Source organism: Pseudomonas helvetica (assembly GCF_039908645.1).
Classification (GTDB): Bacteria; Pseudomonadota; Gammaproteobacteria; order Pseudomonadales; family Pseudomonadaceae; genus Aquipseudomonas; species Aquipseudomonas helvetica.
In genome coordinates, this window is the sequence record NZ_CP150917.1 from 1,716,356 (window position 1) to 1,741,823 (window position 25,468).

Below are 25,468 nucleotides of genomic sequence, written 5' to 3' on the forward strand. Positions count from 1 at the left end.
AATGTAAAAATGGCTTCACAGACAGCGGGGCAGCCTGATCGGTGAAAAGCCGTTATCATAAGCGCCTCTTTGCCTGCCTTGCCATGGACACCATGACCGAGAACGACTATCTGATCGCTTGGGGCCTTTACGCCTTTGCCGCTTTAGGCTGCCTGTTGGTGTGGATGCGGCTGACCCGCTGGATGTGGCGCTGGTTGCGCGAGCCACTGCGTCTGCTCATGGTCGTGCTGTTGTTCAGCCCGACCATTATCGACCCGGTGAAGGAAAAATTCGCCCCGGCCATCGCCATTACTGCCCTGGACCTGCTGTTCAAGGTCGGTAACAACATCTGGCGCGCGATCTCCGACCTGGTCATGTACAGCATGATCGCTTTCGGCATTTACCTGATCTTCGCGTTGATCCGCTTTCCCATCGAGCGCGCCGCCAATGCTCGCAAGGAGCGGGAGGCCGCCGCGAAAGCCGCTGCCAAGGCTGCCGATCCGGATGATGACCAGCCCTTTGGCGGTGCTGGTGACGATCGTTATGGTCGTCCGCCGGTTCCGAGCAACCCCCAGCGTTCGCGAGTTGAACCCCGTCTTTGACGTTGCCCCGGCATTGAAGCGAGAGTCCAGGCATGTGTGAATTATTGGGCATGAGCGCCAATGTACCGACCGATATCGTGTTCAGCTTCACCGGGCTGATGCAGCGAGGCGGTCGAACTGGCCCGCACCGGGACGGTTGGGGTATCGGGTTCTATGAGGGCCGTGGCCTGCGCTTGTTTCAGGACCCGGCGGCGAGTTGTGAGTCCGAAGTCGCGCAGTTGGTACAGCGCTATCCGATCAAAAGCGAAGTGGTGATCGGGCATATCCGCCAGGCCAACGTCGGCAAGGTCTGCCTGTCCAACACTCACCCGTTCGTGCGTGAGTTGTGGGGCCGCAACTGGTGCTTCGCGCATAACGGCCAACTCGCCGACTTTCAGCCAACCACCAGTTTTTACCGGCCAATCGGCGACACCGACAGTGAAGCGGCGTTCTGCGATGTACTCAACCGAGTGCGTGAAGCCTTCCCGGAGCCGGTTGAAGTCGAGCAGTTGCTACCGAGCCTGGTGGCGGCGTGCGCCGAATACCGCAGCAAAGGTGTGTTCAATTGCCTGTTGAGCGACGGCGACTGGCTGTTCTGTTATTGCTCAAGCAAATTGGCGCACATCACCCGACGCGCGCCGTTTGGTCCGGCACGCTTGAAGGATGCGGACGTCATCGTCGACTTCCAGGCCGAAACCACGCCCAACGATGTGGTGACGGTCATTGCCACCGAACCCCTGACCGAAAACGAAACCTGGACCCGTTACGAACCGGGCCAATGGAGCCTGTGGCGACGCGGTGAATGCGTCAGCCAGGGCAAGACCGAATAAGGAACACCTTTCTATGTTGCTCAGTTATTTGCGGCTGGTGTTGTTTGCGATCGGCCTGTTGGTGGGTGTGCAGGTGCCGGGTTTCATCAACGACTACGCCAAGCGGGTCGAGGCGCACCTGATCGAAGCGCAGACCGGCTTGCGGGGTTTTCAAGGCACCGCCGAGCAGTTCTTCAAGGGCGATCTGCAAGCATTGGTTGCTCATTACCGTGCCAGTGACGACCCGGTGTTTCGCAGCGATGCCGACAGCCTGAGCACCTTGCTCACTCGCCAATTGGCGCTGGACAAGCAATTCCAGGCCATGCAAGGCCCGTGGTACATCCGCTTCTTGCAGGTGGTGTTGGCGGCTGACCCGGATATACGCAAGGAAACCTGGAATGGCTACAGCTACCAGCTGTTGCTGACACCTGAAGCCATGGGCTGGGGGCTGAGCGGGGCGATGTTGCTGTCGTTCGGTCTGGAATGCCTGTTCCGCCTGATCGACTGGGTGGTGTTGGGCGGCAAGCGCCTGCGCCAGAGTCGGCCGATTGAGGAGCGCGATTTGCGCGGTTTGTAACACCCTTCGTAGGAGCACGGCTTGCCGGCGATGGCGTCCGTGAGATCGCCATCGCCGGCAAGCCGTGCTCCTACAGCATCTGCGCAAGCCCTCGATCTCGATCCCCCGAAACCGGAACCGACTCCTACGGCGATTGGGTTATTTACCAATCGATCGAGTAGCTCATGCTCAACGTACGGCCTTCGGCGTTGGCGAACGGTGCTTTGGCGTTGGCCTGGGCGAACAGGTTGACGTACGTACGGTCGGTCAGGTTGTACACCCCGCCTTCGAGACGCCCGACCGGCAATCGCACCGATCCCAGCAAGTCCACCAGCGTATAGCCCTTGATGTCGCGCCCGTTGTTGTCCTTGGCGGCGGCGTCGTAACTGGCCAGGCGCATGCCTTGCAAACGCAGGGTGTAGTCATCTTCGGTGTAGCCGACAAACAGCGTGGTCTTGGCCGGTGAGATGCGTGTCGCCGGCAGGTCGATCCATTTGCCGTTCTGCTCGGTCTCGCCTTTGGCCCACGCATAAGTGCCCCCCACCGACCAGTGATCGGTCGCGCGGTAGGTCAGGCTGTTTTCGATGCCGCGTACCCGTTCCTTCTGGTTGATCAGGCGCAGGACGCGATCATTGGCATCGTAGAACTGGGTCACGTCCGAGGTGTTTTCATACACGGTGACGTCGGCCTGCCACTGGTCCCAGTTACCGCGCCAGCCCAGCTCGTAGCTGTCGACCTTGATGGCCTGGGCGTTGAGGCTCTGGATGTCGAAAGTGCTGTTGACGTCACGCAAGAAGCGCTGGATATCCGGCAGCGAAAAACCCTGGCTGTAATTGGCGAAGAGGTCCTGGTTCTCGCTCAGGTGATAGACCGCGCCCAGGTTATAGAGCGTGGCGTCATATTTGAGGGTGTCGCCGGGCAGGGTGGCGCGGACGCCGGTCTGGACGATCTGACCGTAGGCGATGCTGTCGGCGACCTCACTTTCGATCCACTCGCGGCGCACACCGCCACGCAAGGTCCAGTCGCCAACGTCCCAGGACATTTGCCCGAACAGCGCCTTGGTGGTGGTTTCGAGATCCGGGCCCATCTCGTAGGTGGTGCCGGTCTTGCTGTAAGTCAGCCCTTTGAGGGTGTACTGGTCGCCACGCTGGCGCGAGCGCTCGTGATCGTAGTCGGCGCCCCAGACCAGATTGCCCGTAGCGCTGCCGATGGCCGGCAACGGCGTGTCGATGGCCGCGCGCAAGCCGTAGACATCCTGCACGCTGTTGTTGTCGGCGATCCCGGCCTTGCCCCGCGACAGGTCCGGGAAGAACAGCGCGTCGGCCCGACGCCAGTAGCTTTCCAGCTGCAGGCCCTGACCGTAGAAGTCCTTGTCGGTGTAGTTGAGGTTGACCGCCTGGTTATGGGTGTAGGGCTGGTCGTCGAGTTTCAGCCCTTTGACCGCTACGGCTTGCTGCAGGTTTTTCGGGTCTTTGGTGAAGTCCGTGTCCTGCTGGTCTTTGTAGTCCTGCAGCGACAGGCTGAGTTTTTTGTCGGCATCCAGTTCGTAACCGAAACGACCTTGCAGGTCATAGGTTTCGGTGTCCATGTTGCTGCCCTGAGAGGTGTCCTGAGGGATGCGCTTGCCGTTGCCATCGAACTGATCGTTGCGCTGGGTCAGGTCGGCGGACACGTACCAGTCCAGCGCATCCTTGCGCCCGGTCGCACTCTGGAAAGCTTCGTAGGCGAAGCCTTTGCTGTTGAGGTTGTTTCCGCTGGTCAGGCCCAGTTTGCTGCTGTAGGCAATGTCCTGGCCCTGATTGCGCTTGGTGATGATGTTGATGATGCCGCCTGAAGCGCCGGCACCGTAGATGCTGCTGGCGCCGGAAATCACTTCGATGCGCTCGATGCTGGCCGGCGCGATGCTGTTGAGCTGGCGGAAGTTGTCGCGCGTAGCGTTCTGCGATACGCCGTCGATCAACACCAGCATGTTGCGCCCACGCAGGGTCTGGCCGAAGTTGCTCATCCCGCCGCTGGACGGCGCAAGGCCAGGCACTAATTGTCCAAGAATGTCGGAGACTCGGCGACCCGCGCCGCTCTGCTCGCGGACCTGCTGTTCGTCGATAACCTGCACCGAGCCCGGAATCGAGGCAATGCTCGCTTCGCTGCGAGTCGCCGAGACGACGGTGGCTTGCATGTTCAGGGTGCCGGGTTGCTGCTCGGCCTCCTCGGCCCAGGTTTGGGCGCTGAAGGAGCCAAGCAGCGGAATCAACAGAGAAAGTTTGGTTCGGGTCATGACGTGGTCTTTTTTTAGTTTTGATAAGTGTGGGTGGATAAGGGTGTTGGGCCGGGTGTGGAGGTGAAGGACCGCACCCAGCGAATTCCGATGGCGGCCAGCGCATAAGTCAGCGCCACCAGCCAGAAACTGTCCGCCAGCCCGACCAGCCCCATGCCGATCCCGCCGAGGACGGCACCGAGCAAGGCGCCAGCCTTGGCCGCGCTGTTGCCGAGGCCGAGGGCAAAACCCTGTTGGCTTGAAGCAACGGTGTTGGCGATCAGTGCATAGGCGACCGGCAGCAGGGCGCCTTGCCAGACACCCCAGACCAGCCGGCTGACGAGGAACCCCAGCCATTCGTTGGCCAGTGCCGTGGCCGCCAGTGTCAGGGCGCACAGCCAGGCGACGCCCTCGATGACGCGCAAGGTGTAGGCCGGTTGCCAGCGGTCGAACAGGCGTCCCCACAGCGGGGCGGAAATGGCCAGTGTCGCGGCGCTCGCCGCATAAGTGGCGCCGATCAGCCAGCTCGGTGCGTGCAGAATCTCGGCGACGTACAGCGCATAGAACGGCTGCGGCATCATCTTCGCGGCCTGAATCAACACGATCACCAGCAAAATTCCACCGAGCCAGCCTTTGGGCAGGGCCACTGGCGCGACTGGTTTTTTCGTCGAGGCCCGGGCCTTGTCGGCCGGCAGGAAAAAACTCCCCAGTGCGCACAGCAGGCAAATCGCCGTCGCGCCATAACAGAGCAGGGCGAATCCCGAGATATCCATCAACCAGCCGCCCAGCACCGGGCCGATCAGCGAGCCGACGGCGGTCGCCGATTGCAGGCGGGCCAGGGTGTGGCCGCGCCGGGAACTGTCGCAGCAGGCCAGGGCATAGGCTTGCGCGGCGGCGAGAAACCCGGCCAATGCGCCTTGCATCACGCGAATGCCCACCAGCAGCCACGGGTCGACGGTGATGGCCGCCAACCCTTGGCACAACGCCAATGCCAGCAACGCCCGAACGATCATCGGCTTGTGCCCGGTGCGATCACCCAACTGGCCCCACACGGGAGTCAGGAGCATGGCGGCGAGCATCGGGCCGGCATAGACCAGCGCCGATAACAGCGCGGTGTAGCCGGCGCCCTCTGGCCCGAGCAGATGGCGGATCTGCAAGGGCCAGAACGGGCCGCTCATTTCCATGGCACCCATGGAGACCAACTGGATGACGATCAGCAGTCGCAACGCGCGACTGTCAGCGAGCATGGGCGCTGGATCGCAGTGGGTTGCTCAAGCGTCCGACGATGTCGGCGTGGCTGTCGTGCAAGCGCATGCGCATGAACGATTTGGCCGGCCAGTCCTGTTCCAGCAAGGCCGCGCGCTCGCTGTCCCAGCGTGCCGGTTCGACGTGTTCGCGCAAGGCGTCGAAGCACTCTGCAACGTGCGCTGCCAATCGCTCCCACAGGAGGTTTTCCGATACGTTCCAGTGACGGGCGCAGAGCAACGTCAGCTCGCCGAGGTGGCACATGAACGTGGTGTGCAGGAGTTTGTCGCGGACAAAACCGGACTCGTCGTACAGGGTCATTTTCGGATCGTGCAGCTGGATATCCAGACCCTTGGCATGCAGGGTCTTGCGATCGATGCGGATGTCGCCGAAGTCACGCAGTAACAGCCGATTCAACTGCCCGTCAGCGCCCATCACCATGAAGCTGTTTTGCTGGTGCGCTTCGAACGCCACGCCATACATCAGGTAAATGCCCAACAGGCTCGGTACGGCAATCGACAGGTAGTCATCGAAGAACGCCAGCATGGCCTCGCTGTCGTCACGGCCCTGAGCCAGGCGTACCCAATCGCGCAGCAACGGTTGTTCGAATTCGTTGACGGCGAACAGGCTGCCGACCGGTATCGCCAACTCGCCTGCTTGCAGCAGGGTCAGCGGGTTGTCGCGGTACAGCACGGCGGCATGCCGGGACAGTTCGTCATTGGCCGGTTGTGGCGCGTAATGCACGCCGATGCGCTCCGGCACGATGTTCAGCAGACGCTGAATCTGCGGCTCCTGATCGAGAATATCCAGCAACAGCTGACTGATGCGCGGCCCCATCCGGGCCGAGCGCGGCGACACGGTGCGCTGCACGCTGGTCAGGCGCAAGGCCACCGGCAACTTGACCATCGGCGCAACGCGACTGGCCTCCGGTACGACCGTGCGGAACGACATGCTCGGATGGCCAGTGAAGGCCACGATGTCGGTGACGATCAGCAGGTTGTCGGCGATTTCGTTGGCGAACGATTTTGGCAGCTCTTCTTCGGCTTGCCAGGGGTGCGACGGGAGCGGGAGGTAGTCCGTAACGTCCAGGCCCAGTTGCTGCAAATGGCGCTGCAATTGTTCGGCGGCCTGCGGGAAGTGACCTTGCCACCACTCCCAGTAATCGGCGCTGCCGGCCAGCGTTTCGACGTGGGCGTATTGGCGGTGCAGGGCGCACAGCACAACAGGGAAGCTCGCTTCGAACTCCGGCGAGAAAGCGATGACCTGAGTGGCGCTCAAGCCCAGTTTGGTCTTGTAGTTGGGGTGCCACGGATGGCCGAGCGTGCCCCACTGTTCGAGCAGTGATGTCGGGTTCTGGCGAGCGGGGCTGGCTTTGAGCCAGGCGAGCAGGTTGTCGTCGTGTTCGGTGCCGATCTGCTCCCTCAGACGTTCGGTCCACCCATGGTGGAACGCCAGGCACAGGGTGTCGTTGCTGTAGCTGTCATCCAGCTCGCGGGCCAGACGTTCCAGTACTTGCGGGGAGGCGGGCGGGTTCAGCTGGGTGGCGAGATGGGCGAGCAGTTCGCTGGGCAACTGGATCTTGTGCGGCAGTGCATCGGGGGTGTGCAGGACGATGCTGCCGCGCACATCCCAACTGTTCATCCTGCCGCCGGACAGATGATCGAAGCACAGGTGTGCGCCGTTGCCCAGCGGCAACCAGCAGCGGCGGTTGTCATCGTATTCGCAGGTGTCGGGGTTGATCAGGTCTTCACGAAACAGCGCCTGGATCAGGCGTTGAAAACAGCGCTGGGCGGCGGGTTCCAGCGCATTGCTCAAATGATCGAGGGTGATGCGGTGGGACTGGAAAGCCTGGGTGCCAAGGGCTTCGCTCCAGTGTGCGAGCAGTTGCTGCTGTTGTTGCGTGTAGGCGCGCATCAGGTCCGACTCCTTCTGGACAGTTGTTTAGCTGAATGCGCGCTGAGAATACCGTCTAAAAATAATAATGCAAATGATAGTAATTCCTACTTGTGGTGTGGGAAAGCTCCTATTCAGAGGTTGGTTTAGTCTTTGCTCAAGACGATGTAGTGCTCACCGACCTTCTGCGCATAGCCCTCCACCACGTGCTGACACAACGCCACGATCTCCTCGACCCATTCCGCGCCGACCCGCCATGACACCACCACTTGCAGGTTGGGCGGGCGTTGGTCGATGGCCAGCAAGGTCAATTCGCCCCGGGCCAGTTCTTCACTGACCAGCACCGGCGGCAAGGCTCCAATGCCGAAACCGTCACGCAGCAATCGGGTAATCGCCGACACCGAGTTCACGCAATTGAGCTTTGGCGCGAGTACGCCATTGGCCTGCATCAGGCTGAGTACGTCCTGATGCGGGTGGGAGTTTTTCGAGTAGGTGATGATCCGTTCACGGGCCAGTTCGGCGACGCTCGCATAGTTGCGGTTGTAGATCGAATTGCTGGCGACGATCCAGCCCATCGGGTGGCTGGCCAGTTCCAGGCTGCGCACGCTTTCCTGGCGCAGCAGGTCAGTTTGCAGAATCAGGTCGAGAAAACCTTTTTGCAGCTGATCGCAGAGATTCAGCGAGGTATCGGCGACCAATTCGATTTCTACCAGCGGATAGTGATCGGTCATCTGCGCCACCAGCGGGCTGAGCCAGGTGTGAATGACCGTGTCCATCACGCCGATGCGAACCCGTCCGACCTTGCTTGAGCGGGTTTCCAGCGACTGCTTGAGCGCTTGCATGGTGTCGATCATTTGCTCGGCGTAATCGAGCACCTTCACGCCTTCGGGCGTCAGCTTCACGCCGCGTGAATCGCGCAGGAACAGCTTCACCCCAAGCTCGCTTTCAAGCACCGCGATGCGGCTGGAAATCGAGGCCTGGGTGGTAAAGAGCTTGTCGGCGGTCAGGCGAAAGCTTTTCAGCCGGGCGACCCAAACGAAGGTTTCGAGAAATTTGAGGTTCATGCGATCAACTTTTTCTTATGCCTTGGCAGGGTTTTTATTAGTTGGACGAGCAGGGCGCCGTCGTCGAAAAATGCGCCGAACCCACGATAGGCGTCGTCGGTGTTCAGAACAATACCAATAAAATTCAGCTGGAGATTTGCCATGAGTGCGCCCGACACGCTCGATGTCGCCAAACCCAAGATCGAGAGCCGCCCCGGCCCGTTCGACTGGTATCGCAACATCAATCAGCAGGAACGCCGAACCTTCTGGAGCTGCAAGGTCGGCTATGGCCTGGACGGCATGGACACCCAAATGCTGAGCTTTGTGGTGCCGACACTGATCGCCATGTGGGGCATCACCACTGGCCAAGCGGGGCTGATCCACACCAGCACGCTGATCGCTTCGGCGATTGGCGGTTGGGTCGCCGGGATTCTCTCTGACCGCATCGGTCGCGTGCGCACCTTGCAACTGACGGTGCTGTGGTTTGCCTTCTTCACCTTCCTCTGCGGGTTCGCGCAAAACTACGAACAACTGTTGATTGCCCGAACCTTGATGGGCTTCGGTTTCGGTGGCGAATGGACCGCCGGCGCGGTACTGATGGGCGAGGTGATCCGCGCCAAGGATCGCGGCAAGGCGGTGGGCATGGTGCAATCCGGCTGGGCCCTGGGTTGGGGCCTGACGGCGATTCTCTATGCGCTGCTGTTCTCGGTCCTGCCGCCGGAGGATGCCTGGCGTGCGCTGTTCATCCTCGGCATTGTGCCGGCAATTTTCGTGATCTTCGTCCGCCGGTTGGTCAAGGACCCGGAAATCTACCGCCAGGCCAAGGCCCGGCAGGAACCGAGCAACCCGTCGAGGTTCTACGAGATCTTCGCCCCCGGCATGCTCAGCACCACGTTTCGCGCATCCTTGCTGACCACTGGCGCCCTGGGCGGTTACTACGCGATCACTTCCTGGCTGCCGACCTTCCTGAAAAACGAGCGCGGACTGAGCGTACTCGGCACCGGCGGTTATCTGGCGATGGTGATTCTCGGGTCTTACGCTGGCTATGTGATCAGCGCCTACCTGACCGACATTCTGGGTCGCAAGAAGAACTTCATTCTGTTCGCGGTCGGCTCGTTCACCATTGTGCTGCTCTACACCCAACTGCCGGTCAGCAACGGCGTGATGCTCTGGCTGGGTTTTCCGCTGGGGTTCTTCGCCTCGGGGATTTTCAGTGGCATGGGCGCGTTTCTCACCGAGCTGTTTCCAACGCGGATTCGCGGTTCGGGCCAGGGCTTTTGCTACAACGTTGGTCGCGCGCTGGCGGCGCTGTTTCCGCTGCTGATCGGTTTGCTCAGCCAGAAAGTACCGCTGAGCGTCGGGATCGGCGCGTTTGCGGCGGTGTCTTACGGTGTAGTGATCCTGGCGGCGTTGAGCCTGCCGGAAACCCGTGGCAAGCAACTCGATGCGCAGTAACTGATAATCTGGAGACCGCTCGAACGTCCCCGGTTAAAACGATAAAACCCTCAGGAGTACTCACCGTGAGCCGCCTGCTATTGAACTGCGATATCGGCGAAAGCTTTGGTCACTGGACCATGGGGCTGGATGCCGAAGTGATGCCGTACATCGATTGCGCCAACATTGCCTGCGGGTTCCATGCCGGCGACCCGAGCATCATGCGCAAGACCGTCAGCCTGGCGCTGAGCCAGGGCGTGCAGATCGGCGCGCATCCGGCCTATCAGGATCTGCTGGGGTTTGGCCGCCGTTCCATGGCCTACTCCGCGCAGGAACTTCAGGATCTGCTGCACTACCAGATCGGCGCGCTGGACGGTATTTGCCGGGCGCAGGGAACTCGCGTGAGTTACGTTAAACCCCACGGTGCGATGTACAACGACATGATGGCCAACCCGGCGCAACTGCGGGCGGTGATTCAGGCCGTCGCGGCATATGACCCCCAATTGCCGTTGATGCTGATGGCCACCCGTGACAACCACGCGGCTCAACTGATGGGCGACGAGTACGGGGTGACGCTGTGGTTCGAAGCGTTCGCCGACCGTGCCTATGACAGCGCCGGGCATCTGGTTTCACGGCAGTTGCCGGGGTCGGTGCATCACGATCCTGAGACAATCATTCAACAGGCACTGACCATCGCTCGTGGTGACAACCTTGTCGCCAGCGACGGCAGCGCCTTGCATTTGCAGGCCAATACTCTCTGCGTACACGGCGACAACGCCAGTTCGGTTGCAGCTGTGCAGCGGATCCGTGAAGCGTTGAATCAGCAGAGCGCGCCATGAAGCCACGGGTTGAAGTGGTGGCCATCGATTGCCTGATGGTGCGGCTGTTCGATGAAATCGCCGAAGCCAACATGCCGTGGATGCTCGCTGCCAGCGAGCGACTGCGTGCAGGATTCGCCGGGCATTTGATCGATCTGGTGCCGTCTTATACAACCCTGATGGTGCATTACGACCTGCTCGCCTTGAGTCCGGCTCAGGCGCGGGAGCTGATCGCCGAAGCCTTGACCGATCTGAGCCCCAACGCCCGGGCCAGTGGTCAATGCCATGTGTTGCCGGTCTGGTATGACCTCAGTGTCGGACCTGAGCTGAGCCTGCTTTCGCAGCGCAGCGGGCTGGCTGTGGAGGAGGTGATTCGTCGCCACAGCGAGCGTGAGTATCAAGTGTTCGCGCTGGGTTTTGCCCCGGGGTTTGCCTTTATGGGACTGGTTGAGGAAGTGCTGGCCGCGCCCCGTTTGAATACCCCGCGCAAGCGCGTGGCGGCCGGCAGCGTGGGGATTGCCGAGCGGCAGACCGCGGCTTATCCGGTGGTGTCGCCGGGTGGCTGGAACCTGATCGGTCGCACCCCGGCCAAATTGTTTGACCGCGAACGTGAGGGCTACAGCCTGATGCAACCGGGCGATACGGTGCGTTTTGCCGCGGTCAGTCATGCCGAGTTCGTCAATCTGGGCGGCGACGATACGCCGCTGGAGGTGCTGGCATGAGCCGTTTGACGATCGAAGCCAGCACGCCGTTGTGCTTGCTGCAGGATGCCGGCCGGTTTGGTGTGCGGCATCTGGGCGTGACCCAGGGTGGTGCGGCGGATTGGCTGTCGATGTCCTGGGCCAACTGGCTGCTGGGTAACTCGCTGGAGGCCGCGGTGATTGAAGTTACCCTCGGCGGTTTTACCCTGGAGGCGCAAGACGATTGTTGTCTGGCGCTGGCGGGGGCGGACCTCGGTGCGCTACTCGACGGCCAGCCGCTGGCGCCGTGGCGCAGTTTTCAGCTGAAGAAAGGCCAGCGTTTGCAATTTACCCAACCGGTGCTCGGTGCCCGCGCCTATCTGGCAGCGCCTGGCGGTTTCAACGCGCCCAAGGTGTTGGGCAGTTGTGCGACGGTGGTGCGTGAGGAACTCGGTGGTCTCGACGGTTTTGGCCGCCCCCTGGCACGCGCTGCCGAATTGGGTTATTCGGGGCCGGCGCAGGCTCTGCGGGAGGTACCGCGCGCGCAGCGACCGGACTTCACGCTGAATCAGCCGCTGGATCTGGTGCTCGGTGCGCAACATGGCGAGTTCAGCGGGCAAAGCCTGTTTGACGCCTTCAACCGTGTCTGGACCCTCGACAGTCGTGCCGACCGCATGGGCATCCGTTTGCTGGGGACGGCGTTGCAGTATCAAGGCAAGCCGATGATCTCCGAAGGCATCCCGCTGGGCGCGGTTCAAGTGCCACCGGACGGGCAGCCGATCGTGCTGCTCAATGATCGGCAGACCATTGGCGGTTATCCACGGTTAGGCGCGTTGACGCCATTGGCGTTGGCCCGCCTGGCGCAATGTTTGCCAGGGCAGCAGATCCGGTTGGCGCCGGTGGTGCAGGAAACGGCGCATCGGCAGCAGGTCGAGTATTTGCGCAGGTTCTTTTAAGCACAGCCGAGCATTGTGGCGAGGGGGCTTGCCCCCGTTGGGTCGCAAAGCGACCCTAAAACCTGTGGCGTGGTTCTATCGGGTAAACGCATGCAGCCGATTTGCGACTGCTGCGCAGCCGAACGGGGCGCTGCGGCGTTCCGACAAGCCCCCTCGCCACAGAGAACGCAGTTATTTGGAGAGAAACCGCATCCCTTCTTCCAGCCCGCGCAAGGTCAGCGGGAACATCTGGTCTTCGATCAGATCGCGCACGATCTTGGTCGAGGAGGTGTAGCCCCAGGTGTCTTTCGGGTACGGATTGATCCAGATGAGTTTCTTGTACTTCTCCATGAAGCGCTGCATCCACACGTAACCGGCTTCTTCGTTCCAGTGCTCGACGCTGCCGCCGGCCTGGGTGATTTCGTAAGGCGCCATGGCGGCATCGCCGACGAAGATCACTTTGTAGTCGGCGCCGTACTTATGCAGCAGGTCCATGGTGGCCGTGCGTTCCGAGCCACGGCGCATGTTGTTCTTCCACACCGATTCATAAATGAAGTTGTGGAAGTAGAAGTACTCCAGGTGCTTGAACTCGGTCTTGCAGGCCGAGAACAGCTCCTCGCAGATCTTCACATGGGCGTCCATCGAGCCGCCGATGTCGAACAGTAGCAACAACTTGATGTTGTTACGGCGTTCCGGGCGCATCTGAATATTCAGCAGCCCTGCGTCGCGAGCGGTGTGATCGATGGTGCCGTCGATGTCCAGCTCATCCGCCGCACCCTGGCGGGCGAATTTGCGTAGCCTGCGCAGCGCCACCTTGATGTTGCGCGTGCCCAACTCGACCTGATCGTCGAGGTTCTTGTACTCGCGCTGGTCCCAGACCTTGACCGCTTTGCCTTGGCGTTTTCCGGCATCGCCGACCCGGATGCCTTCCGGGTTGAAACCGCCGGAGCCGAACGGGCTGGTGCCACCGGTGCCAATCCACTTGTTGCCGCCGGCATGGCGTTCTTTCTGTTCTTCGAGACGCTTCTTGAACTCTTCGATCAGCTTGTCGAGGCCACCGAGGGACTGGATCTGCGCGCGTTCTTCATCGGTCAGCGAACGTTCGAATTCCTTGCGCAACCAGTCTTCGGGAATTAGCGCCTGAAGGTGATCGTCGAGTTTTTCCAGGCCATTGAAGTAGGCACTGAACGCCCGGTCGAACTTGTCGAAATGCCGTTCGTCCTTCACCAGAATCGCCCGCGACAAGTAATAAAACTCGTCCATGTCGGCGAAGGTCACGCGCTGTTTCAGCGCGTTGATCAGGTCCAGCAGCTCACGCACCGAGACCGGCACCTTGGCTGCACGCATTTCATTGAACAGGTTGAGCAGCATGGCTTTCGCCCTTGATCTTGTAAGAAGAGTATCAGCGGGTGCCGCGACGGCTCATAAATGCCAGACGCTCAAGCAACTGCACGTCCTGTTCGTTCTTCACCAGGGCGCCGGCCAGTGGCGGAATGGCCTTGGTCGGATCGCGTTCACGCAGTACCGCTTCGCCGATGTTGTCGGCCATCAGCAATTTCAGCCAGTCGACCAGTTCGGACGTCGATGGCTTCTTCTTCAAACCCGGGACCTTGCGCACATCGAAGAACACGTCCAGCGCTTCGCTGACCAGGTCTTTCTTGATGTCCGGGTAGTGCACGTCGACGATTTTTTGCAGGGTGACGCGATCCGGGAAGGCGATGTAGTGGAAGAAGCAACGGCGCAGGAAGGCGTCCGGCAGCTCTTTCTCGTTGTTGGAGGTAATGATGATGATCGGACGCTGCTTGGCCTTGATGGTCTCGTCGATCTCGTAAACGTAGAACTCCATCTTGTCGAGTTCTTGCAGCAGGTCGTTCGGGAACTCGATGTCGGCCTTGTCGATTTCGTCGATCAGCAGAATCACCCGCTCTTCGGACTCGAAGGCCTCCCACAGCTTGCCCTTTTTCAGGTAGTTGCGGATGTCATGGACCTTGTCCACACCCAGTTGCGAGTCCCGCAGGCGGCTGACCGCGTCGTACTCGTACAGGCCCTGGTGAGCCTTGGTGGTGGACTTGATGTGCCAGGTGATCAGCTTGGCACCGAAGGACTCGGCCAGTTGCTCGGCGAGCATGGTCTTGCCGGTGCCAGGTTCGCCCTTGACCAGCAAAGGCCGCTCCAGGGTGATGGCGGCGTTGACCGCCAGCTTCAGGTCATCGGTGGCGACATATGCGCGGGTGCCTTCGAACTTCATCGGTAATTCCTCGAACGGTAACGCCGATCTGCGCCAGGCAGGGCGGGCGAAATAAAAGTATGCCCGACTATAACGCGGCGCCCGGTCGACTGTGAACGCAGACGGCTTATTCAGTCTCTGAATGGAGCGTCACAAGGTGACCCGGTCAGTTCCACGATTGCTTGCATGTGCAGGCCACTCACGCGTCGCGACTGGACGCACGAGGGGTGTGAGGCATACCCTTGGAGGCTTCTCCAACGCTGCATAAGGACCCAGCCATGAGCCGCATTTTTGCTGATAACGCGCATTCCATCGGCAATACGCCATTGGTTCAGATCAACCGTATTGCGCCTCGCGGCGTGACCATTCTGGCGAAGATTGAAGGGCGCAATCCGGGCTATTCAGTCAAATGCCGGATCGGCGCGAACATGATCTGGGATGCCGAAAGCAGCGGCAAACTCAAGCCAGGCATGACCATTATCGAACCGACCTCGGGCAACACCGGCATCGGCCTGGCGTTCGTCGCGGCGGCTCGCGGCTACAAACTGGTGCTGACCATGCCGGCGTCGATGAGCATCGAACGGCGCAAGGTGCTCAAGGCCCTGGGCGCCGAACTGGTACTGACCGAGCCGGCCAAAGGTATGAACGGTGCCATTGCAAAGGCTACCGAGATTCTGGCCAGTGATCCGGCCCGCTACTACATGCCGCAGCAGTTCGAGAACCCGGCCAACCCGGCGATCCACGAAAAAACCACCGGTCCGGAAATCTGGAACGACACCGACGGCGCCATTGATGTGCTGGTTGCAGGTGTCGGCACCGGCGGGACCATCACCGGTGTTTCGCGCTATATCAAGAACACCCAGGGCAAGCCGATTCTCTCGGTGGCGGTGGAACCGCTGGTCTCGCCGGTGATTACCCAGGCCATGGCCGGTGAGGAAATCAAGCCAAGCCCGCACAAAATCCAGGGCATAGGCGCGGGTTTTGTACCGAAAAACCTCGATCTGTCGATAGTTGACCGGGTCGAGCTGGTCAGCGATGAAGAATCCAAGGCCATGGCCCTGCGCCTGATGCAGGAGGAGGGGATTCTCTCCGGGATTTCCTGCGGTGCGGCCATGGCAGTTGCCGTGCGTCTGGCCGAAACCCCGGAAATGCAGGGCAAGACCATCGTGGTGATCCTGCCGGACTCCGGTGAGCGTTATCTGTCGAGCATGCTGTTCAGCGATTTGTTTACCGAACAGGAGTTGCAGCAGTAACGTCTGTGTTGACGTTGTGGCGAGGGAGCTTGCTCGCGCTGGAGTGCGAAGCACTCCTTAACCCTGCGGGGGTGTTTCGTCAGACTGATCGCGTCAGCTGACGGGAGCAAGCGCCCTCGCCACAGGGGACTTGTGTTGACTCAAATCAGTCAAGGTTCAGGTGCCTTATGTTAATAAGTGCTTTATTGCGCAACCTTTAACACTGATTGTTCAGTTATGTGGGTTTTTCCCAAGGCCGGTAGTGTTTATCATGGCCGGCTGCCATGTCGGGTAAATGACGATGCGCAGAGAGACCTTTTTCCAAGGAGTTGCCCCATGACCTTTTCCTTTGCCGCAAAGGCGTCGCTGTTGCTGCTGTTCATCGGCAGCACGCTCTACGTGCATTTGCGCGGCAAGGCGCGTTTGCCGGTCTTGCGTCAGTTCGTCAACCACTCGGCGCTGTTCGCTCCTTATAACGCCTTGATGTACCTGTTCTCGGGAGTGCCGTCCAAACCATACCTGGACCGTAGCAAGTTCCCGGAACTGGATGTGCTCAAGGAAAACTGGGAAGTCATTCGTGACGAGGCCATGCACCTGTTCGACGAAGGCTACATTCGCGCCGCCGAGAAGAATAACGACGCCGGTTTCGGTTCGTTCTTCAAGAAGGGCTGGAAGCGTTTCTACCTCAAGTGGTATGACAAACCGCTGCCATCGGCCGAATTGCTCTGCCCGAAAACCGTCGAGCTGGTCAGCCGCATCCCCAACGTGAAAGGCGCGATGTTTGCCCTGTTGCCGGGCGGTAGCCACCTCAACCCGCACCGCGACCCGTTCGCCGGTTCCCTGCGTTATCACTTGGGCTTGTCGACACCGAACTCCGACGACTGCCGCATTTTTGTCGACGGTCAGGTCTACGCCTGGCGCGATGGCGAAGACGTGATGTTCGATGAAACCTACGTGCACTGGGTCAAGAACGAAACCGAAACGACCCGGGTGATTCTGTTCTGTGACATCGAACGACCGCTGAGCAACCGCTTGATGACGCGTATCAACCGTTGCGTCAGTGGCCTGCTGGGCCGTGCCACGGCGCCGCAAAACCTCGATGACGAGCGCGTCGGCGGGATCAACAAGGTCTACGCCTGGAGCAAGACCTCCAGCGACAAATTCAGCGGCGTGGTCAAAAAGTGGAAGCGCCGTAATCCGAAGCTATACCGCATCCTGCGGCCAGTATTGGCGGTTGTGGTGCTGACGGCGCTGGGCTACTGGTTGTTTGGCTGATACCAATCGCCAAAAAAGATAAACCGCTCATCGATGAGCGGTTTTTTTTGGCTAGAGAAAATCAAGGACGGCCTGCGAGGAGGCTTGGCTCTTCATTTTCGGTTCCGATCAGGGCCGCTTTGAACAATCGAAGTGGATTGGCGGATAGCCCCGTATTCATCTGCTTTTTATGCATCCTCCATAATTTGTCCTTCGCGCAAGGCTTCTTAACTCGTGCTCGCATATGGCCTCTTGTATTTTTAGTGGTGCCGCTGCTATGGGGAGTGGTGCGTTCTGAAGGCTATTCGCAGGCACATCAGCTGTCGTTACTGGCCTTTTGACCAAGTCATTGCAATCTGTGTCGAGCGCTGGTTATAGTCAGCGCTCGCTGCGTTTGCAACCCAGCGATTTCTCCCTCGAAAAAGATCAGCCCATGCCTGCATCCCTCATCAACGCGGTAGTCGATTCAGCGGTCAACGCTGGCGTCGTGCCGTGCGGGAATGTGCAGCCTGCGCAGATCAGTCACTATCCCCCTCCTGTCAGTCGCACGCCGGTGTGCGCGGTGGTTTCACCGCCAGGTGTTGGCTTCTCGGGCTGATCAGCGGCTTCTGCTGTTCCCTGCGCCCGCCTGAACACAACGACTGAATTTCAGCTTCGGCTGAGTTGGCTTCTTGCCTGATGACAGGTGGTTTTCATGTTGCTCATTTCAAAAAAGACCGCGCTCGCGGCGGCGTCCACGAGTCTGTTCGTTCTGCTCTGGAGTAGCGGGGCGATTTTCTCCAAATGGGGGCTGGCTCACGCCTCACCCTTTGCCTTTCTGTTGATCCGCTTTGCGATTGCCCTCTGTGGGCTGGTGCTGTTGATCCCGTTGCTCAAGCTCAAACTGCCCCGGCGCGGCAAGCCGATGCTGTATGCCGCGGCCACCGGCCTGGTATTGCTGGGCGCCTATCAGATTTTCTATCTGCTGGCGCTGGACCTGAAGGTTACGCCCGGGGTCATGGCCACGATCATGGGGGTTCAACCGATCCTCACCGTGGTGCTGATTGAGCGCCAACGCTCCAGGAGCCGGATGTTCGGCCTGATGCTCGGGCTGGCGGGGTTGATCATGGTGGTCTATCAGGGCATCGGCCTGGCCGGCATGTCGCTGGCCGGAATGCTCTTTGGTTTGCTGGCGCTGGTCAGCATGACCGCAGGCTCGATCATGCAGAAGCGCATCACCGAAAATCCCCTCGGCACACTGCCGGTGCAATACCTGGCCGGGCTGTTGCTGTGCGGGTTTTTCGTACCGTTCCAGCCATTCCACTTCGAGCACAGCACGGGGTTCATCGTGCCCGTGTTGTGGATGGGCCTGGTGGTATCGCTGCTGGCGACCTTGCTGCTGTATCGCCTGATCGCCCGAGGCAATCTGGTGAATGTCACCAGTTTGTTCTACTTGGTGCCGGCAGTGACGGCGGTGATGGACTACCTGATTTTCGGCAACCGACTGGCGATGTTGAGCATGCTCGGCATGCTGTTGATCATCGTCGGCCTGGTGTTTGTGTTCCGTAAAAGCCGCTGATGCTGATGCGGCCTTCGTGATTGGCGAAGGCCGCGTTTTTCATGGCTGGCATTGCAGACGCACGCGCTCATAGTTCAGGGCTTTGTTGCGCTCGGGCAATGCGTAGGGCGCCAGGCAGTGTTTGCCATCCCATTTGATGGTGAGGGTGGCTGAATCCTCTTCCACCAGCGCCAGGGCTTTACCGCTCGGGTCGGAAATGGCCAGTTGTTTGCCGGCGGCGTCTTCCAGCGCGGCGCCAAATGGAATGGCCTTGTTCTGCGCATCAAACAGCTCGAACTGCACCCGCCGGCCGGTCTTGCCGATATATCGAGCCAACACCACGGCGCCGCGCCTTGGTACGACTTGCTGGGTGGCATTATCGATCTCGATGTCCGCACCCAGATCCCGGGTATCCAGGCTGATCCAGTTCACCCGATAAGGCTGAGTGTTGGGGACCACGGCAAAGCCGTTGGCGCCGGTTTCAGCGCCGCTGTAGCTGCCGATTTTGGCCCCGGAGACACCCGGCACTTCGGCCAGGGCAAAGGTTTCGCCCACGGTCTGTCCCAGATTGATTCCTCCCGCGTGGGCGACCACGGAACCGGCCAGGTTAAGGTTTTGCGAGGCGTAGCCGCGTCCCTGACTGTAGCCGGCGCTGACATCCGCCATCGAGGTGCGGGTGCTGATGTTGGCCGAGGCCGAGCTGCCACCGGTGCTGCTGTTACCGCCTTGCAGTGAGTAATAGGTGTCGCTGGTTTCCGACAGGTAGCCGTTGATACCGACTTGAGTACTGTCGCTGTTCTTCTGCGTGTTGGCCGAAACAAAGGCCCGTGGCGCTCGGGGTTTGGAACCCAGGGGGAACGACAGGGACAGGTTGATCAACGTGTCATTGTTTGACGATCCGAAATCTCCGACATCCTTGGTATAGGTCGCGCCGAGGTTGTAGCTGACCTCGCCCCAGTAGTTGCTGTAGCCGGTAGACAGACTCTGGGAACCGCCGCGTCCCCAATAGCGCTGGTCGCTGGCGTTCAGGTAAACGCTGCCGTATTGCTGGTTGCGGCCCAGGCTCTGGTTGATGGTCAGGTCGGTACGGGTTTTCGAGTTGCCGGTGGGTTTCCGGCCATCGGCGTTGAGTTCCTCGACGTGGTTGGTCAGGGTCCGGTAGCCCTCGGTCGAATAGCGATAGGCCGCCAGGGTGAAGTTGGTATCGGTGCCGGTGAACGTCTTGGCATACAGCGCCCGCAGGCTATTACCCTGGACGGTCTGGCCCGAAGTAGCGCTGGAGGAATGAGTCAGGTCAACAGAGACGGCGCCGATCGGGGTGTTGCGACCCGCACCGACTGACAGCGCCTTGAAGTTCTCCGAGGCCTGGACACCGACGATCCCGGTGAGGTTGCTGTTGATGCCGTAGGCCAGGGTGCTGCTGACAAACTGCGGTGACGCCAGGCCATCGCTGTTGCTGTTGTACTTGCCCGCCGAGACGCTGTACTTCACCTGGCCTTCGCGGACCATGATCGGCAAGCTGGAAAATGCCTGCATCGATACCCGTCGACGGCCATCGGCTTCGATGATGGTCACTTGCAGGTCGCCGTTCGAGCCGCTGGGATAGATATCGCTGATCTCAAACGGGCCCGGTGGCACGTTGGCGGTGTAGAGGATGTAATTGTTCTGACGGATCTCCACCGTGGCGCTGGTTTCCGCCACGCCGCGAATGATCGGCGCATAGCCGCGCTCGCTGTCGGCGCGCATGCCTTCGTCGGAGGCCAGTTTCAGGCCGCGATAACGCACGCTGTCGAACAGGTCGGTGTCGGAGAATATATCGCCGGCACTGAACTGGCCCTTCAACGCGGTCACGTCATGTTGCAAGTAGCTGCGGTTGCTCTTGAACGTGTTGGGCTGACCGGTGCTGCTACTGAAGTTCGACTCATTACGCAGGCGCCAGGCGCCCAGATTGAGGCCGTTACGCAGACCCAGGTTGTTGGAGAACGTGGTGGCGTAGTCCGTGCTGTTACGGTTGCTGCTCAACTGGTAGTTGATAAAGGCCGCCGAGACGCCGCTATCCCATAAGGCCGGGTCGACATAACCACGCATGCCCCGCTGCATGGCGATTTGCGGCACGCTGGCCAACAGCCGCAGACGGCTGACGTCATAGCGCAAAGTGGCCTTGTCGATCAGCGACGGCAAGTCATAGCAGGCGTGCGGCTCATGTGGGGTGAGTGTGCCGGCCGCTTCCAGCTTGTTCATGTCTCAGCCACTATAGCGAGGCGGCCCCTCTGGGTAGTGGCATCGAAAAGATGCCATCCAATTTAGCCACGGATAGACGGTGCAGCGTGTCGCTCGGGGGAGAACTCATCGACTACGGTACTCAAACTCGGTGGCAATTACAGAATGCACCTGCCGTAAGTAATAGCTCCACCTTTGGCAAACGTACGGTAATGCTCAGCGTGATTTGCCCCTATACACAGGCCATGCGTCTAACCCTGCGTGGTCAGACAAACGCCAGCGGCAATGTGGTTTACGGGGAGCGCGGCAGCTTGGTTATCCGCTTATCCAATGCGCAAGTGGATGGCAAAAGCGTACAGATAGCCGGCAGTACTGCTGACGGAATTATCAATGATGCCGCTTCGGACTCGCGATTGCTTCAACCCGGCCGGACCTTTGCTCCGGTCGTTAGCGGCGAGCTTACGAGAGGAAAAACTCTTACCGCCCAACTGGAAATCGAACCCGTGATACCGACAGCAGATGCGCGGGTATCCAGGCGCCAGATCAGTGAAGCCAGATTGACGATGGAACTGATGCCTGGCGGTCCAGCGAGACACTAAGGAATTAGTCAGAGGAGGCTAAATACCAGATGCTCGAGCGCGAGCAAACCTACGAACGGGCGCAACGGCGTGACGTCGTCTTGCTCGGTGGCGAGAGCGCTACGAAGAACGCGACTGTTTGAGGGGGGGGGGGATTACGAGCTGAGAGTTCGATGCTGGCGTTCACGCTGATCCAGGTGAGCGCCTTTTTTACTGATTGAATTCGGCTGAAGGATCAGCCTCAGTTGAAAACGTTATTTTCTAGGCAATACGTCAGCAAATCCTGGTCGCTGGAAACATCCAGCTTGCGCATGGCCGCATTCTTTTGCGTACTGACGGTTTTTAAGCTGCGGGAAAGGTTGCGGGCAATCGTGGTTACGCTCTGTCCGGCGACGAACATTCGCAAGATTTCGAACTCCTTGGGTGAAAGCCGGGACAGCCTCTCATCCAGCGCGACGTTCGGCTCCCTCACGCACGTCGGTGCCGGCTTGGCGCTGTTAAACGGGCGACCTTGCGCCACAGCCATCAGCGCCAATTGGATCTCGCCATGTAGCTGGCTTTTCTGGATGACCCCGACGACGCCCAATTCATGCAGGCGGGTGAGGATCAGCGAACTGGAAATCATGGTCAATACCAGAACTTTCACATCGGCAAAGTGCCGGCGCAGGTATTCCACCAGTTTCAGGCCATCGCCGTAAGGCGAATCGGCGGGCATCTTGAAGTCGGTGATCACCAGATCGACCGATTGATGTTTGAGCAGCTCGATCAGCTCGTTCGAGCCCGCCGCTTCACCCACGACGCGAAAGCGCTCATCGCGCTCTATCAGCTCACGTACACCCAGTAATACGATGGGGTGATCATCGGCGATCACGACGTTGAGTTTTGCCATGTTCGGCGCTCCTTGATTTGTTGTTGAATGCATACGGATTACGCCAGCGCGTCGAGCATTGCTGCCAGTCGTTCCAGCAAAGCGCTGACCTCGGTAGCCAAGGCCGGAGTGAGAGGGTGACCCTCCAGGCGGCTCTCAAGGCTGATGCATGCGTCTGCCAGACTGCCGGCCTGCACGGCGCCCAAAGCTCCGGCCATGCTGTGCAGATGACGGCCAAGCGCAGCCGCATCGCTGTCCCGAAGTGAGGCCGTGACCTTGTCGATGTCCTGCTGCATGGTGCTGAAAAACAAGGTCCGCATTTTTGGCGACAACTGCGGCTGATCGGGGATTTGCGCGATATGCGCGGGCTGGTCCGGCTCAACCAGGGGCAACGGGTTGGCTGCTTTGCAGTGCTTGAGCAATTGCGTACGCAGCGTGTGCAGGTTCAATGGCTTGACCAGCCAGGCGTTCATGCCGACCGCCGCACAGCGTTCGCCTTCATCGCGCAGAGCATTGGCGGTGACGCCGATGATCGGCAGATCCGCATCGTTTCTGCGCAGTGCTTTGGTCAGTTCATAGCCATTCATCACGGGCATGTTGACGTCGGTCAACACCATGTCGAACAAGCCAGGCAGCCATTGGTGCAGGGCTTGTTCGCCATCGGCGGTGGCGACCACCGTGCAACCGAGCGCCTCAAGCTGCTCTTTGATGATCGCCCGATTGATCGGGTTGTCTTCGGCAATCAGAATGTTCAGATCCAGCCGTCGGGCCTGCTCGGTAAGCGCAGTGTGGTTACGCTGTCCCACGCCTTGTTGCGCGAAGCTGACCGCCCAGGCCATCGCCCGGATGTCATGCGCATCCACCGACCAGCCTTCGGCGGTGTATTCCGCCGGGTTGGCCCCAGCGGTCGTGGCGATGACACGCGGGCCGCCCCAAGCGGTTTGCGAGGACGGCAGCACATCCAGCAGCAGCGCTGAAGAGCCAGGCAGGTTTTTCGCGTCCGGGCCGAGGATGCGGGTTTCCTGACCCAGTCGGTTGAACCAGTTGCACACATGCTGCGCCAGTTCCGGTGCCGGTGCCTGTACGTAAATCGGCGGCGCGTCAGGCGCGAATTCGGGGCAATCGCTCAACTGACCGACTGCGCAAGCGAGGTGCAATTGCAGTGAGAAGCTGCTGCCCAGTCCGGGTTCACTGACCACTTTCAACTGCCCGGCCATCAGCTCGCACAACCACCAGCAAATCGCCAGACCGAGGCCCGCCCCGGCTTCGCTGGAGGCATCGCGCACCTGATAGAACGGGTCGAACAATTGGCTTTGCTGGGCCTGGGAAATACCGATTCCGGAGTCGCTGACCTGCCATTGCAGATTGGCACCGCCGGCGTTGAGATCCAGCAGCCGCAGTCGCAATACCACGCGGCCATTGTCGGTGAACTTGATCGCGTTGCTCAGCAGATTATTGAGAATCTGCCGGATGCGCAGCGGATCGCCTTGCACCCGGTCAGGGATCGCCGAATCAATGCAGGCATAAAGCTGCAAACCTTTGGCCTCGGCGAACGCACTGTAGGCGCGCAAAGTGTCTTCGGTCAGTTCCAGCGGGCAGAAGTCCTGAGCTTCAATGGTCATCTGCCCGGATTCGATTTTCGACACGTCGAGCACGTCGCTGATCAGCTGAAACAGGGTCGCCGAAGAGCGCTGAATGGTGCGCAAGTATTCCTGTTGACGCGGCCCGAGATCGGTCAGCCCCAACAGTTCGAGCGTGCCCAAAACGCCGTACAACGGCGTTCGGATTTCATGACTCATGGTCGCCAGAAAGCGCGTTTTCGCCTCGTTGGCCGAATCGGCCGCACGCAATGCCTGCTCCAATGCCGCGGCATCATCGATATGCCGGGTCACGTCGTGGAATGCGCAGATCCACACATCCTCGCCATGATAACGGGCGCCAACCACCCCTACGTGCAGATGATGACCCTCGATTTCGAGGTCGGTCTGGCCGGGGCTGGTCAGTGGGTATTTCTGGTCGAGGGCGGCGATCAACCGGTCGCTTTGCTGCCACTCCTGAATACGCTGGTTTTCCAGTAATACCTGATGGTCACTGCGCCGTACCACACACAGCCCGGTGGGCGCAGCATCGATGACCGCGCGGCTGAATGCCTCGCTTTCGGAGATGCTCTGATGCGCTTGATGGGCGGGCAGTACCACGCGGGTTTTGTACCAGCGGCTGAAGGCCCAGCCGCCACCGATGCTGGCAATTATTAATGTCAAGACGCCGAGCAACGGCCACCACGCGTAATCGATAAAGCTCTTGAAACCGACCACGTAAACCGCCGTCCACGGGTGCGGCCCCTCGCTGGAAATCTTGAACACCAGACCGTCGAGGCGCACGTTCAGCCCTTCGCTCAGCGCCGGGTCGGGCGGCTCGGTCCCGACCAACAGGCTGCCGTTGGGCGCGGTGAGACCGAAGCGGTCGTAGATCGACCATTCCATGATGCGCTCGATATCGTTGATCTGGCTCAGATTCAACAGCGATGCCACGACCACCCACGGGCTGGCGCCTTCAATATCCAATTGGCTCGCCGGCAGGTCGACGTTGATGTAGGCCAGCACTGTCGGAGCAACGCCTTTATCCGCTTGCGCACCATAACGAACCCAGTGAACCTGACTGTCCAACGGCTGTGGATTTTTCTTCTGCAGGCACTGCAACACCTGGGTTAGTACCTGCTGAAAGGTACCCCCCTGAATCTGCCCGGCGCCGCGCAGTTCCCCGGCGGCGGGCACCGCGATGTCAAAGTTGTCCGGGACGTTGAATAGAAATACCTGGGGCGACTGGTAGTGCGAGGCCGACCAGAATGCGCTGTAGTAACTGGCCAGATGCGCGCCCAGCGCGAATACCTTGGGGCGCTCACTCGGTTCAATCGATGTCGGGTTGATCTTGACGCTAAAGGGCAGGGAAAAAGACAGTTCTTTAGCCCGGTAAATCCCGCTGTCTTGCTCCGGCATCGGCTCCTGCACAGACATGTGCATCCGCTGGGTATTCAGCGTGAGTCCCTTGGCGCTTTGTTGGGCGATAGCGCTGAGGAAAAGATCTTGTTCGCCCATGTTCTCCATCAGCCGGGCGAAGTGATAACGCACCGCATCGCGTTGTTCGGCGACCATGCGATTCAGGCCCCAGACGCTGAGACCGACCAACATCGATGCCAGACCGCAGAGCACCACGACACCTTTATTCATGCGCAGTGAGCTACTGGTCAGTTTGTGCAGACGCGCATTGGGATGAGTCATTGGGCCAGCCTGTTGGAGATGCTTGGATAAGCCTTGGACACCGCTAC

21 protein-coding genes and 1 pseudogene are annotated in these 25,468 nt (G+C 60.1%); 12 read left to right on the forward strand and 10 right to left on the reverse strand.

Translation table 11 applies throughout. The features are described 5' to 3' along the window. Nucleotides 1-83 precede the first annotated feature (83 nt). From AABM55_RS07830 to AABM55_RS07840, 3 genes are read left to right on the forward strand one after another with little or no spacing between them, the layout of a single operon-like run. On the forward strand, nucleotides 84-581 hold the full coding sequence (locus AABM55_RS07830) for a hypothetical protein (protein ID WP_054598264.1): 498 nt from the start codon (nucleotides 84-86) through the stop codon (nucleotides 579-581). A gap of 32 nt (nucleotides 582-613) precedes the next feature. Further along, on the forward strand, nucleotides 614-1,390 hold the full coding sequence (locus AABM55_RS07835; protein WP_103316226.1) for a class II glutamine amidotransferase: 777 nt from the start codon (nucleotides 614-616) through the stop codon (nucleotides 1,388-1,390). Between the two features lie 13 nt (nucleotides 1,391-1,403). Then, nucleotides 1,404-1,946, forward strand: a complete 543-nt coding sequence (locus AABM55_RS07840) for a DUF2937 family protein (protein ID WP_054596163.1) — start codon at nucleotides 1,404-1,406, stop codon at nucleotides 1,944-1,946. 142 nt (nucleotides 1,947-2,088) lie between these two features. Here the strand turns inward: AABM55_RS07840 and AABM55_RS07845 are convergent, their stop codons facing one another. The 5 genes from AABM55_RS07845 to AABM55_RS07865 form a co-directional block, all read right to left on the reverse strand. Beyond that, nucleotides 2,089-4,200 (reverse strand): TonB-dependent receptor, encoded by a 2,112-nt coding sequence (locus AABM55_RS07845; RefSeq protein ID WP_347929253.1) that lies wholly within the window; start codon nucleotides 4,198-4,200, stop codon nucleotides 2,089-2,091. A 14-nt stretch (nucleotides 4,201-4,214) separates the two neighbouring features. Next, the gene (locus AABM55_RS07850; RefSeq protein WP_347929254.1) at nucleotides 4,215-5,426 is read right to left on the reverse strand and encodes an MFS transporter; all 1,212 of its coding nucleotides are present in this window, start codon (nucleotides 5,424-5,426) and stop codon (nucleotides 4,215-4,217) included. Next, on the reverse strand, nucleotides 5,416-7,338 hold the full coding sequence (locus AABM55_RS07855; RefSeq protein ID WP_347929255.1) for an IucA/IucC family protein: 1,923 nt from the start codon (nucleotides 7,336-7,338) through the stop codon (nucleotides 5,416-5,418). The genes AABM55_RS07850 and AABM55_RS07855 overlap by 11 nt, the downstream gene beginning before the upstream one ends. A gap of 125 nt (nucleotides 7,339-7,463) precedes the next feature. Continuing rightward, nucleotides 7,464-8,381: a LysR family transcriptional regulator gene (locus AABM55_RS07860; protein WP_347929256.1), complete on the reverse strand. Its 918-nt coding sequence runs from the start codon at nucleotides 8,379-8,381 to the stop codon at nucleotides 7,464-7,466. Continuing rightward, on the reverse strand, nucleotides 8,378-8,524 hold the full coding sequence (locus tag AABM55_RS07865; RefSeq protein ID WP_158246521.1) for a hypothetical protein: 147 nt from the start codon (nucleotides 8,522-8,524) through the stop codon (nucleotides 8,378-8,380). The genes AABM55_RS07860 and AABM55_RS07865 overlap by 4 nt, the downstream gene beginning before the upstream one ends. On the opposite strand from AABM55_RS07865, the gene AABM55_RS07870 reads away from it, so the two are divergent. The 4 genes from AABM55_RS07870 (at nucleotide 8,523) to AABM55_RS07885 (ending at nucleotide 12,248) form a co-directional block, all read left to right on the forward strand. Next, nucleotides 8,523-9,815: an MFS transporter gene (locus AABM55_RS07870; protein ID WP_347929257.1), complete on the forward strand. Its 1,293-nt coding sequence runs from the start codon at nucleotides 8,523-8,525 to the stop codon at nucleotides 9,813-9,815. The genes AABM55_RS07865 and AABM55_RS07870 overlap by 2 nt on opposite strands. A 65-nt stretch (nucleotides 9,816-9,880) precedes the next feature. Continuing rightward, nucleotides 9,881-10,633 (forward strand): 5-oxoprolinase subunit PxpA, encoded by a 753-nt coding sequence (locus AABM55_RS07875; protein WP_347929258.1) that lies wholly within the window; start codon nucleotides 9,881-9,883, stop codon nucleotides 10,631-10,633. Continuing rightward, nucleotides 10,630-11,334, forward strand: coding sequence for an allophanate hydrolase subunit 1 (locus tag AABM55_RS07880; RefSeq protein ID WP_347929259.1), 705 nt, complete (start codon nucleotides 10,630-10,632; stop codon nucleotides 11,332-11,334). The genes AABM55_RS07875 and AABM55_RS07880 overlap by 4 nt, the downstream gene beginning before the upstream one ends. Then, complete coding sequence (locus AABM55_RS07885) at nucleotides 11,331-12,248, forward strand: biotin-dependent carboxyltransferase family protein (RefSeq protein WP_347929260.1); 918 nt, start codon at nucleotides 11,331-11,333, stop codon at nucleotides 12,246-12,248. The genes AABM55_RS07880 and AABM55_RS07885 overlap by 4 nt, the downstream gene beginning before the upstream one ends. A 171-nt stretch (nucleotides 12,249-12,419) precedes the next feature. Here AABM55_RS07885 and AABM55_RS07890 read toward each other — a convergent pair whose 3' ends face one another. Further along, on the reverse strand, nucleotides 12,420-13,598 hold the full coding sequence (locus AABM55_RS07890) for a VWA domain-containing protein (RefSeq protein ID WP_054596171.1): 1,179 nt from the start codon (nucleotides 13,596-13,598) through the stop codon (nucleotides 12,420-12,422). A gap of 31 nt (nucleotides 13,599-13,629) precedes the next feature. Beyond that, nucleotides 13,630-14,475, reverse strand: coding sequence for a MoxR family ATPase (locus AABM55_RS07895; protein WP_024265085.1), 846 nt, complete (start codon nucleotides 14,473-14,475; stop codon nucleotides 13,630-13,632). Between the two features lie 257 nt (nucleotides 14,476-14,732). Between AABM55_RS07895 and cysK the strand changes: the two genes are divergently transcribed. From cysK to AABM55_RS07915, 4 genes are all read left to right on the forward strand, one after another. Beyond that, nucleotides 14,733-15,707 (forward strand): cysteine synthase A, encoded by a 975-nt coding sequence (cysK, locus tag AABM55_RS07900; protein ID WP_145014962.1) that lies wholly within the window; start codon nucleotides 14,733-14,735, stop codon nucleotides 15,705-15,707. 315 nt (nucleotides 15,708-16,022) lie between these two features. Further along, the gene (locus AABM55_RS07905) at nucleotides 16,023-16,961 is read left to right on the forward strand and encodes an aspartyl/asparaginyl beta-hydroxylase domain-containing protein (protein WP_054596196.1); all 939 of its coding nucleotides are present in this window, start codon (nucleotides 16,023-16,025) and stop codon (nucleotides 16,959-16,961) included. A 412-nt stretch (nucleotides 16,962-17,373) separates the two neighbouring features. After that, nucleotides 17,374-17,538, forward strand: coding sequence for a hypothetical protein (locus AABM55_RS07910; RefSeq protein WP_167360482.1), 165 nt, complete (start codon nucleotides 17,374-17,376; stop codon nucleotides 17,536-17,538). Nucleotides 17,539-17,634: 96 nt separating this feature from the next. Further along, entirely contained in the window at nucleotides 17,635-18,498 is an 864-nt protein-coding gene (locus tag AABM55_RS07915; RefSeq protein WP_347929261.1) for a DMT family transporter, read from the forward strand. A 39-nt stretch (nucleotides 18,499-18,537) separates the two neighbouring features. Here AABM55_RS07915 and AABM55_RS07920 read toward each other — a convergent pair. Beyond that, nucleotides 18,538-20,727 (reverse strand): annotated as a pseudogene (locus AABM55_RS07920) (fimbria/pilus outer membrane usher protein); the annotation flags it as partial. 182 nt (nucleotides 20,728-20,909) lie between these two features. Here AABM55_RS07920 and AABM55_RS07925 point away from each other — a divergent pair. After that, nucleotides 20,910-21,296 carry a hypothetical protein gene (locus AABM55_RS07925; RefSeq protein ID WP_054596198.1) on the forward strand — a complete coding sequence of 129 codons (387 nt, stop codon included), beginning with the start codon at nucleotides 20,910-20,912 and terminating at the stop codon, nucleotides 21,294-21,296. A gap of 220 nt (nucleotides 21,297-21,516) precedes the next feature. On the opposite strand, the gene AABM55_RS07930 is transcribed toward AABM55_RS07925, so the two are convergent. Together AABM55_RS07930 and AABM55_RS07935 are read right to left on the reverse strand one after the other, a co-directional pair. Beyond that, nucleotides 21,517-22,164 (reverse strand): response regulator, encoded by a 648-nt coding sequence (locus AABM55_RS07930; protein WP_054596199.1) that lies wholly within the window; start codon nucleotides 22,162-22,164, stop codon nucleotides 21,517-21,519. Between the two features lie 38 nt (nucleotides 22,165-22,202). Continuing rightward, nucleotides 22,203-25,421 (reverse strand): response regulator, encoded by a 3,219-nt coding sequence (locus tag AABM55_RS07935; protein WP_347929262.1) that lies wholly within the window; start codon nucleotides 25,419-25,421, stop codon nucleotides 22,203-22,205. Nucleotides 25,422-25,468: the final 47 nt, after the last annotated feature.

Bases quoted from the DNA above. Each gene is read 5' to 3' on its own strand.
- AABM55_RS07915 (WP_347929261.1), top strand. From the start codon at position 17,635: ATGTTGCTCATTTCAAAAAAGACCGCGCTCGCGGCGGCGTCCACGAGT.
- AABM55_RS07890 (WP_054596171.1), bottom strand. From the start codon at position 13,598: ATGCTGCTCAACCTGTTCAATGAAATGCGTGCAGCCAAGGTGCCGGTC.
- AABM55_RS07845 (WP_347929253.1), bottom strand. From the start codon at position 4,200: ATGACCCGAACCAAACTTTCTCTGTTGATTCCGCTGCTTGGCTCCTTC.
- AABM55_RS07885 (WP_347929260.1), top strand. From the start codon at position 11,331: ATGAGCCGTTTGACGATCGAAGCCAGCACGCCGTTGTGCTTGCTGCAG.
- AABM55_RS07855 (WP_347929255.1), bottom strand. From the start codon at position 7,338: ATGCGCGCCTACACGCAACAACAGCAGCAACTGCTCGCACACTGGAGC.
- AABM55_RS07880 (WP_347929259.1), top strand. From the start codon at position 10,630: ATGAAGCCACGGGTTGAAGTGGTGGCCATCGATTGCCTGATGGTGCGG.
- AABM55_RS07835 (WP_103316226.1), top strand. From the start codon at position 614: ATGTGTGAATTATTGGGCATGAGCGCCAATGTACCGACCGATATCGTG.
- cysK (WP_145014962.1), top strand. From the start codon at position 14,733: ATGAGCCGCATTTTTGCTGATAACGCGCATTCCATCGGCAATACGCCA.
- AABM55_RS07935 (WP_347929262.1), bottom strand. From the start codon at position 25,421: ATGACTCATCCCAATGCGCGTCTGCACAAACTGACCAGTAGCTCACTG.
- AABM55_RS07930 (WP_054596199.1), bottom strand. From the start codon at position 22,164: ATGGCAAAACTCAACGTCGTGATCGCCGATGATCACCCCATCGTATTA.
- AABM55_RS07925 (WP_054596198.1), top strand. From the start codon at position 20,910: ATGCTCAGCGTGATTTGCCCCTATACACAGGCCATGCGTCTAACCCTG.
- AABM55_RS07895 (WP_024265085.1), bottom strand. From the start codon at position 14,475: ATGAAGTTCGAAGGCACCCGCGCATATGTCGCCACCGATGACCTGAAG.
- AABM55_RS07860 (WP_347929256.1), bottom strand. From the start codon at position 8,381: ATGAACCTCAAATTTCTCGAAACCTTCGTTTGGGTCGCCCGGCTGAAA.
- AABM55_RS07830 (WP_054598264.1), top strand. From the start codon at position 84: ATGGACACCATGACCGAGAACGACTATCTGATCGCTTGGGGCCTTTAC.
- AABM55_RS07865 (WP_158246521.1), bottom strand. From the start codon at position 8,524: ATGGCAAATCTCCAGCTGAATTTTATTGGTATTGTTCTGAACACCGAC.
- AABM55_RS07905 (WP_054596196.1), top strand. From the start codon at position 16,023: ATGACCTTTTCCTTTGCCGCAAAGGCGTCGCTGTTGCTGCTGTTCATC.
- AABM55_RS07870 (WP_347929257.1), top strand. From the start codon at position 8,523: ATGAGTGCGCCCGACACGCTCGATGTCGCCAAACCCAAGATCGAGAGC.
- AABM55_RS07850 (WP_347929254.1), bottom strand. From the start codon at position 5,426: ATGCTCGCTGACAGTCGCGCGTTGCGACTGCTGATCGTCATCCAGTTG.
- AABM55_RS07840 (WP_054596163.1), top strand. From the start codon at position 1,404: ATGTTGCTCAGTTATTTGCGGCTGGTGTTGTTTGCGATCGGCCTGTTG.
- AABM55_RS07910 (WP_167360482.1), top strand. From the start codon at position 17,374: ATGCCTGCATCCCTCATCAACGCGGTAGTCGATTCAGCGGTCAACGCT.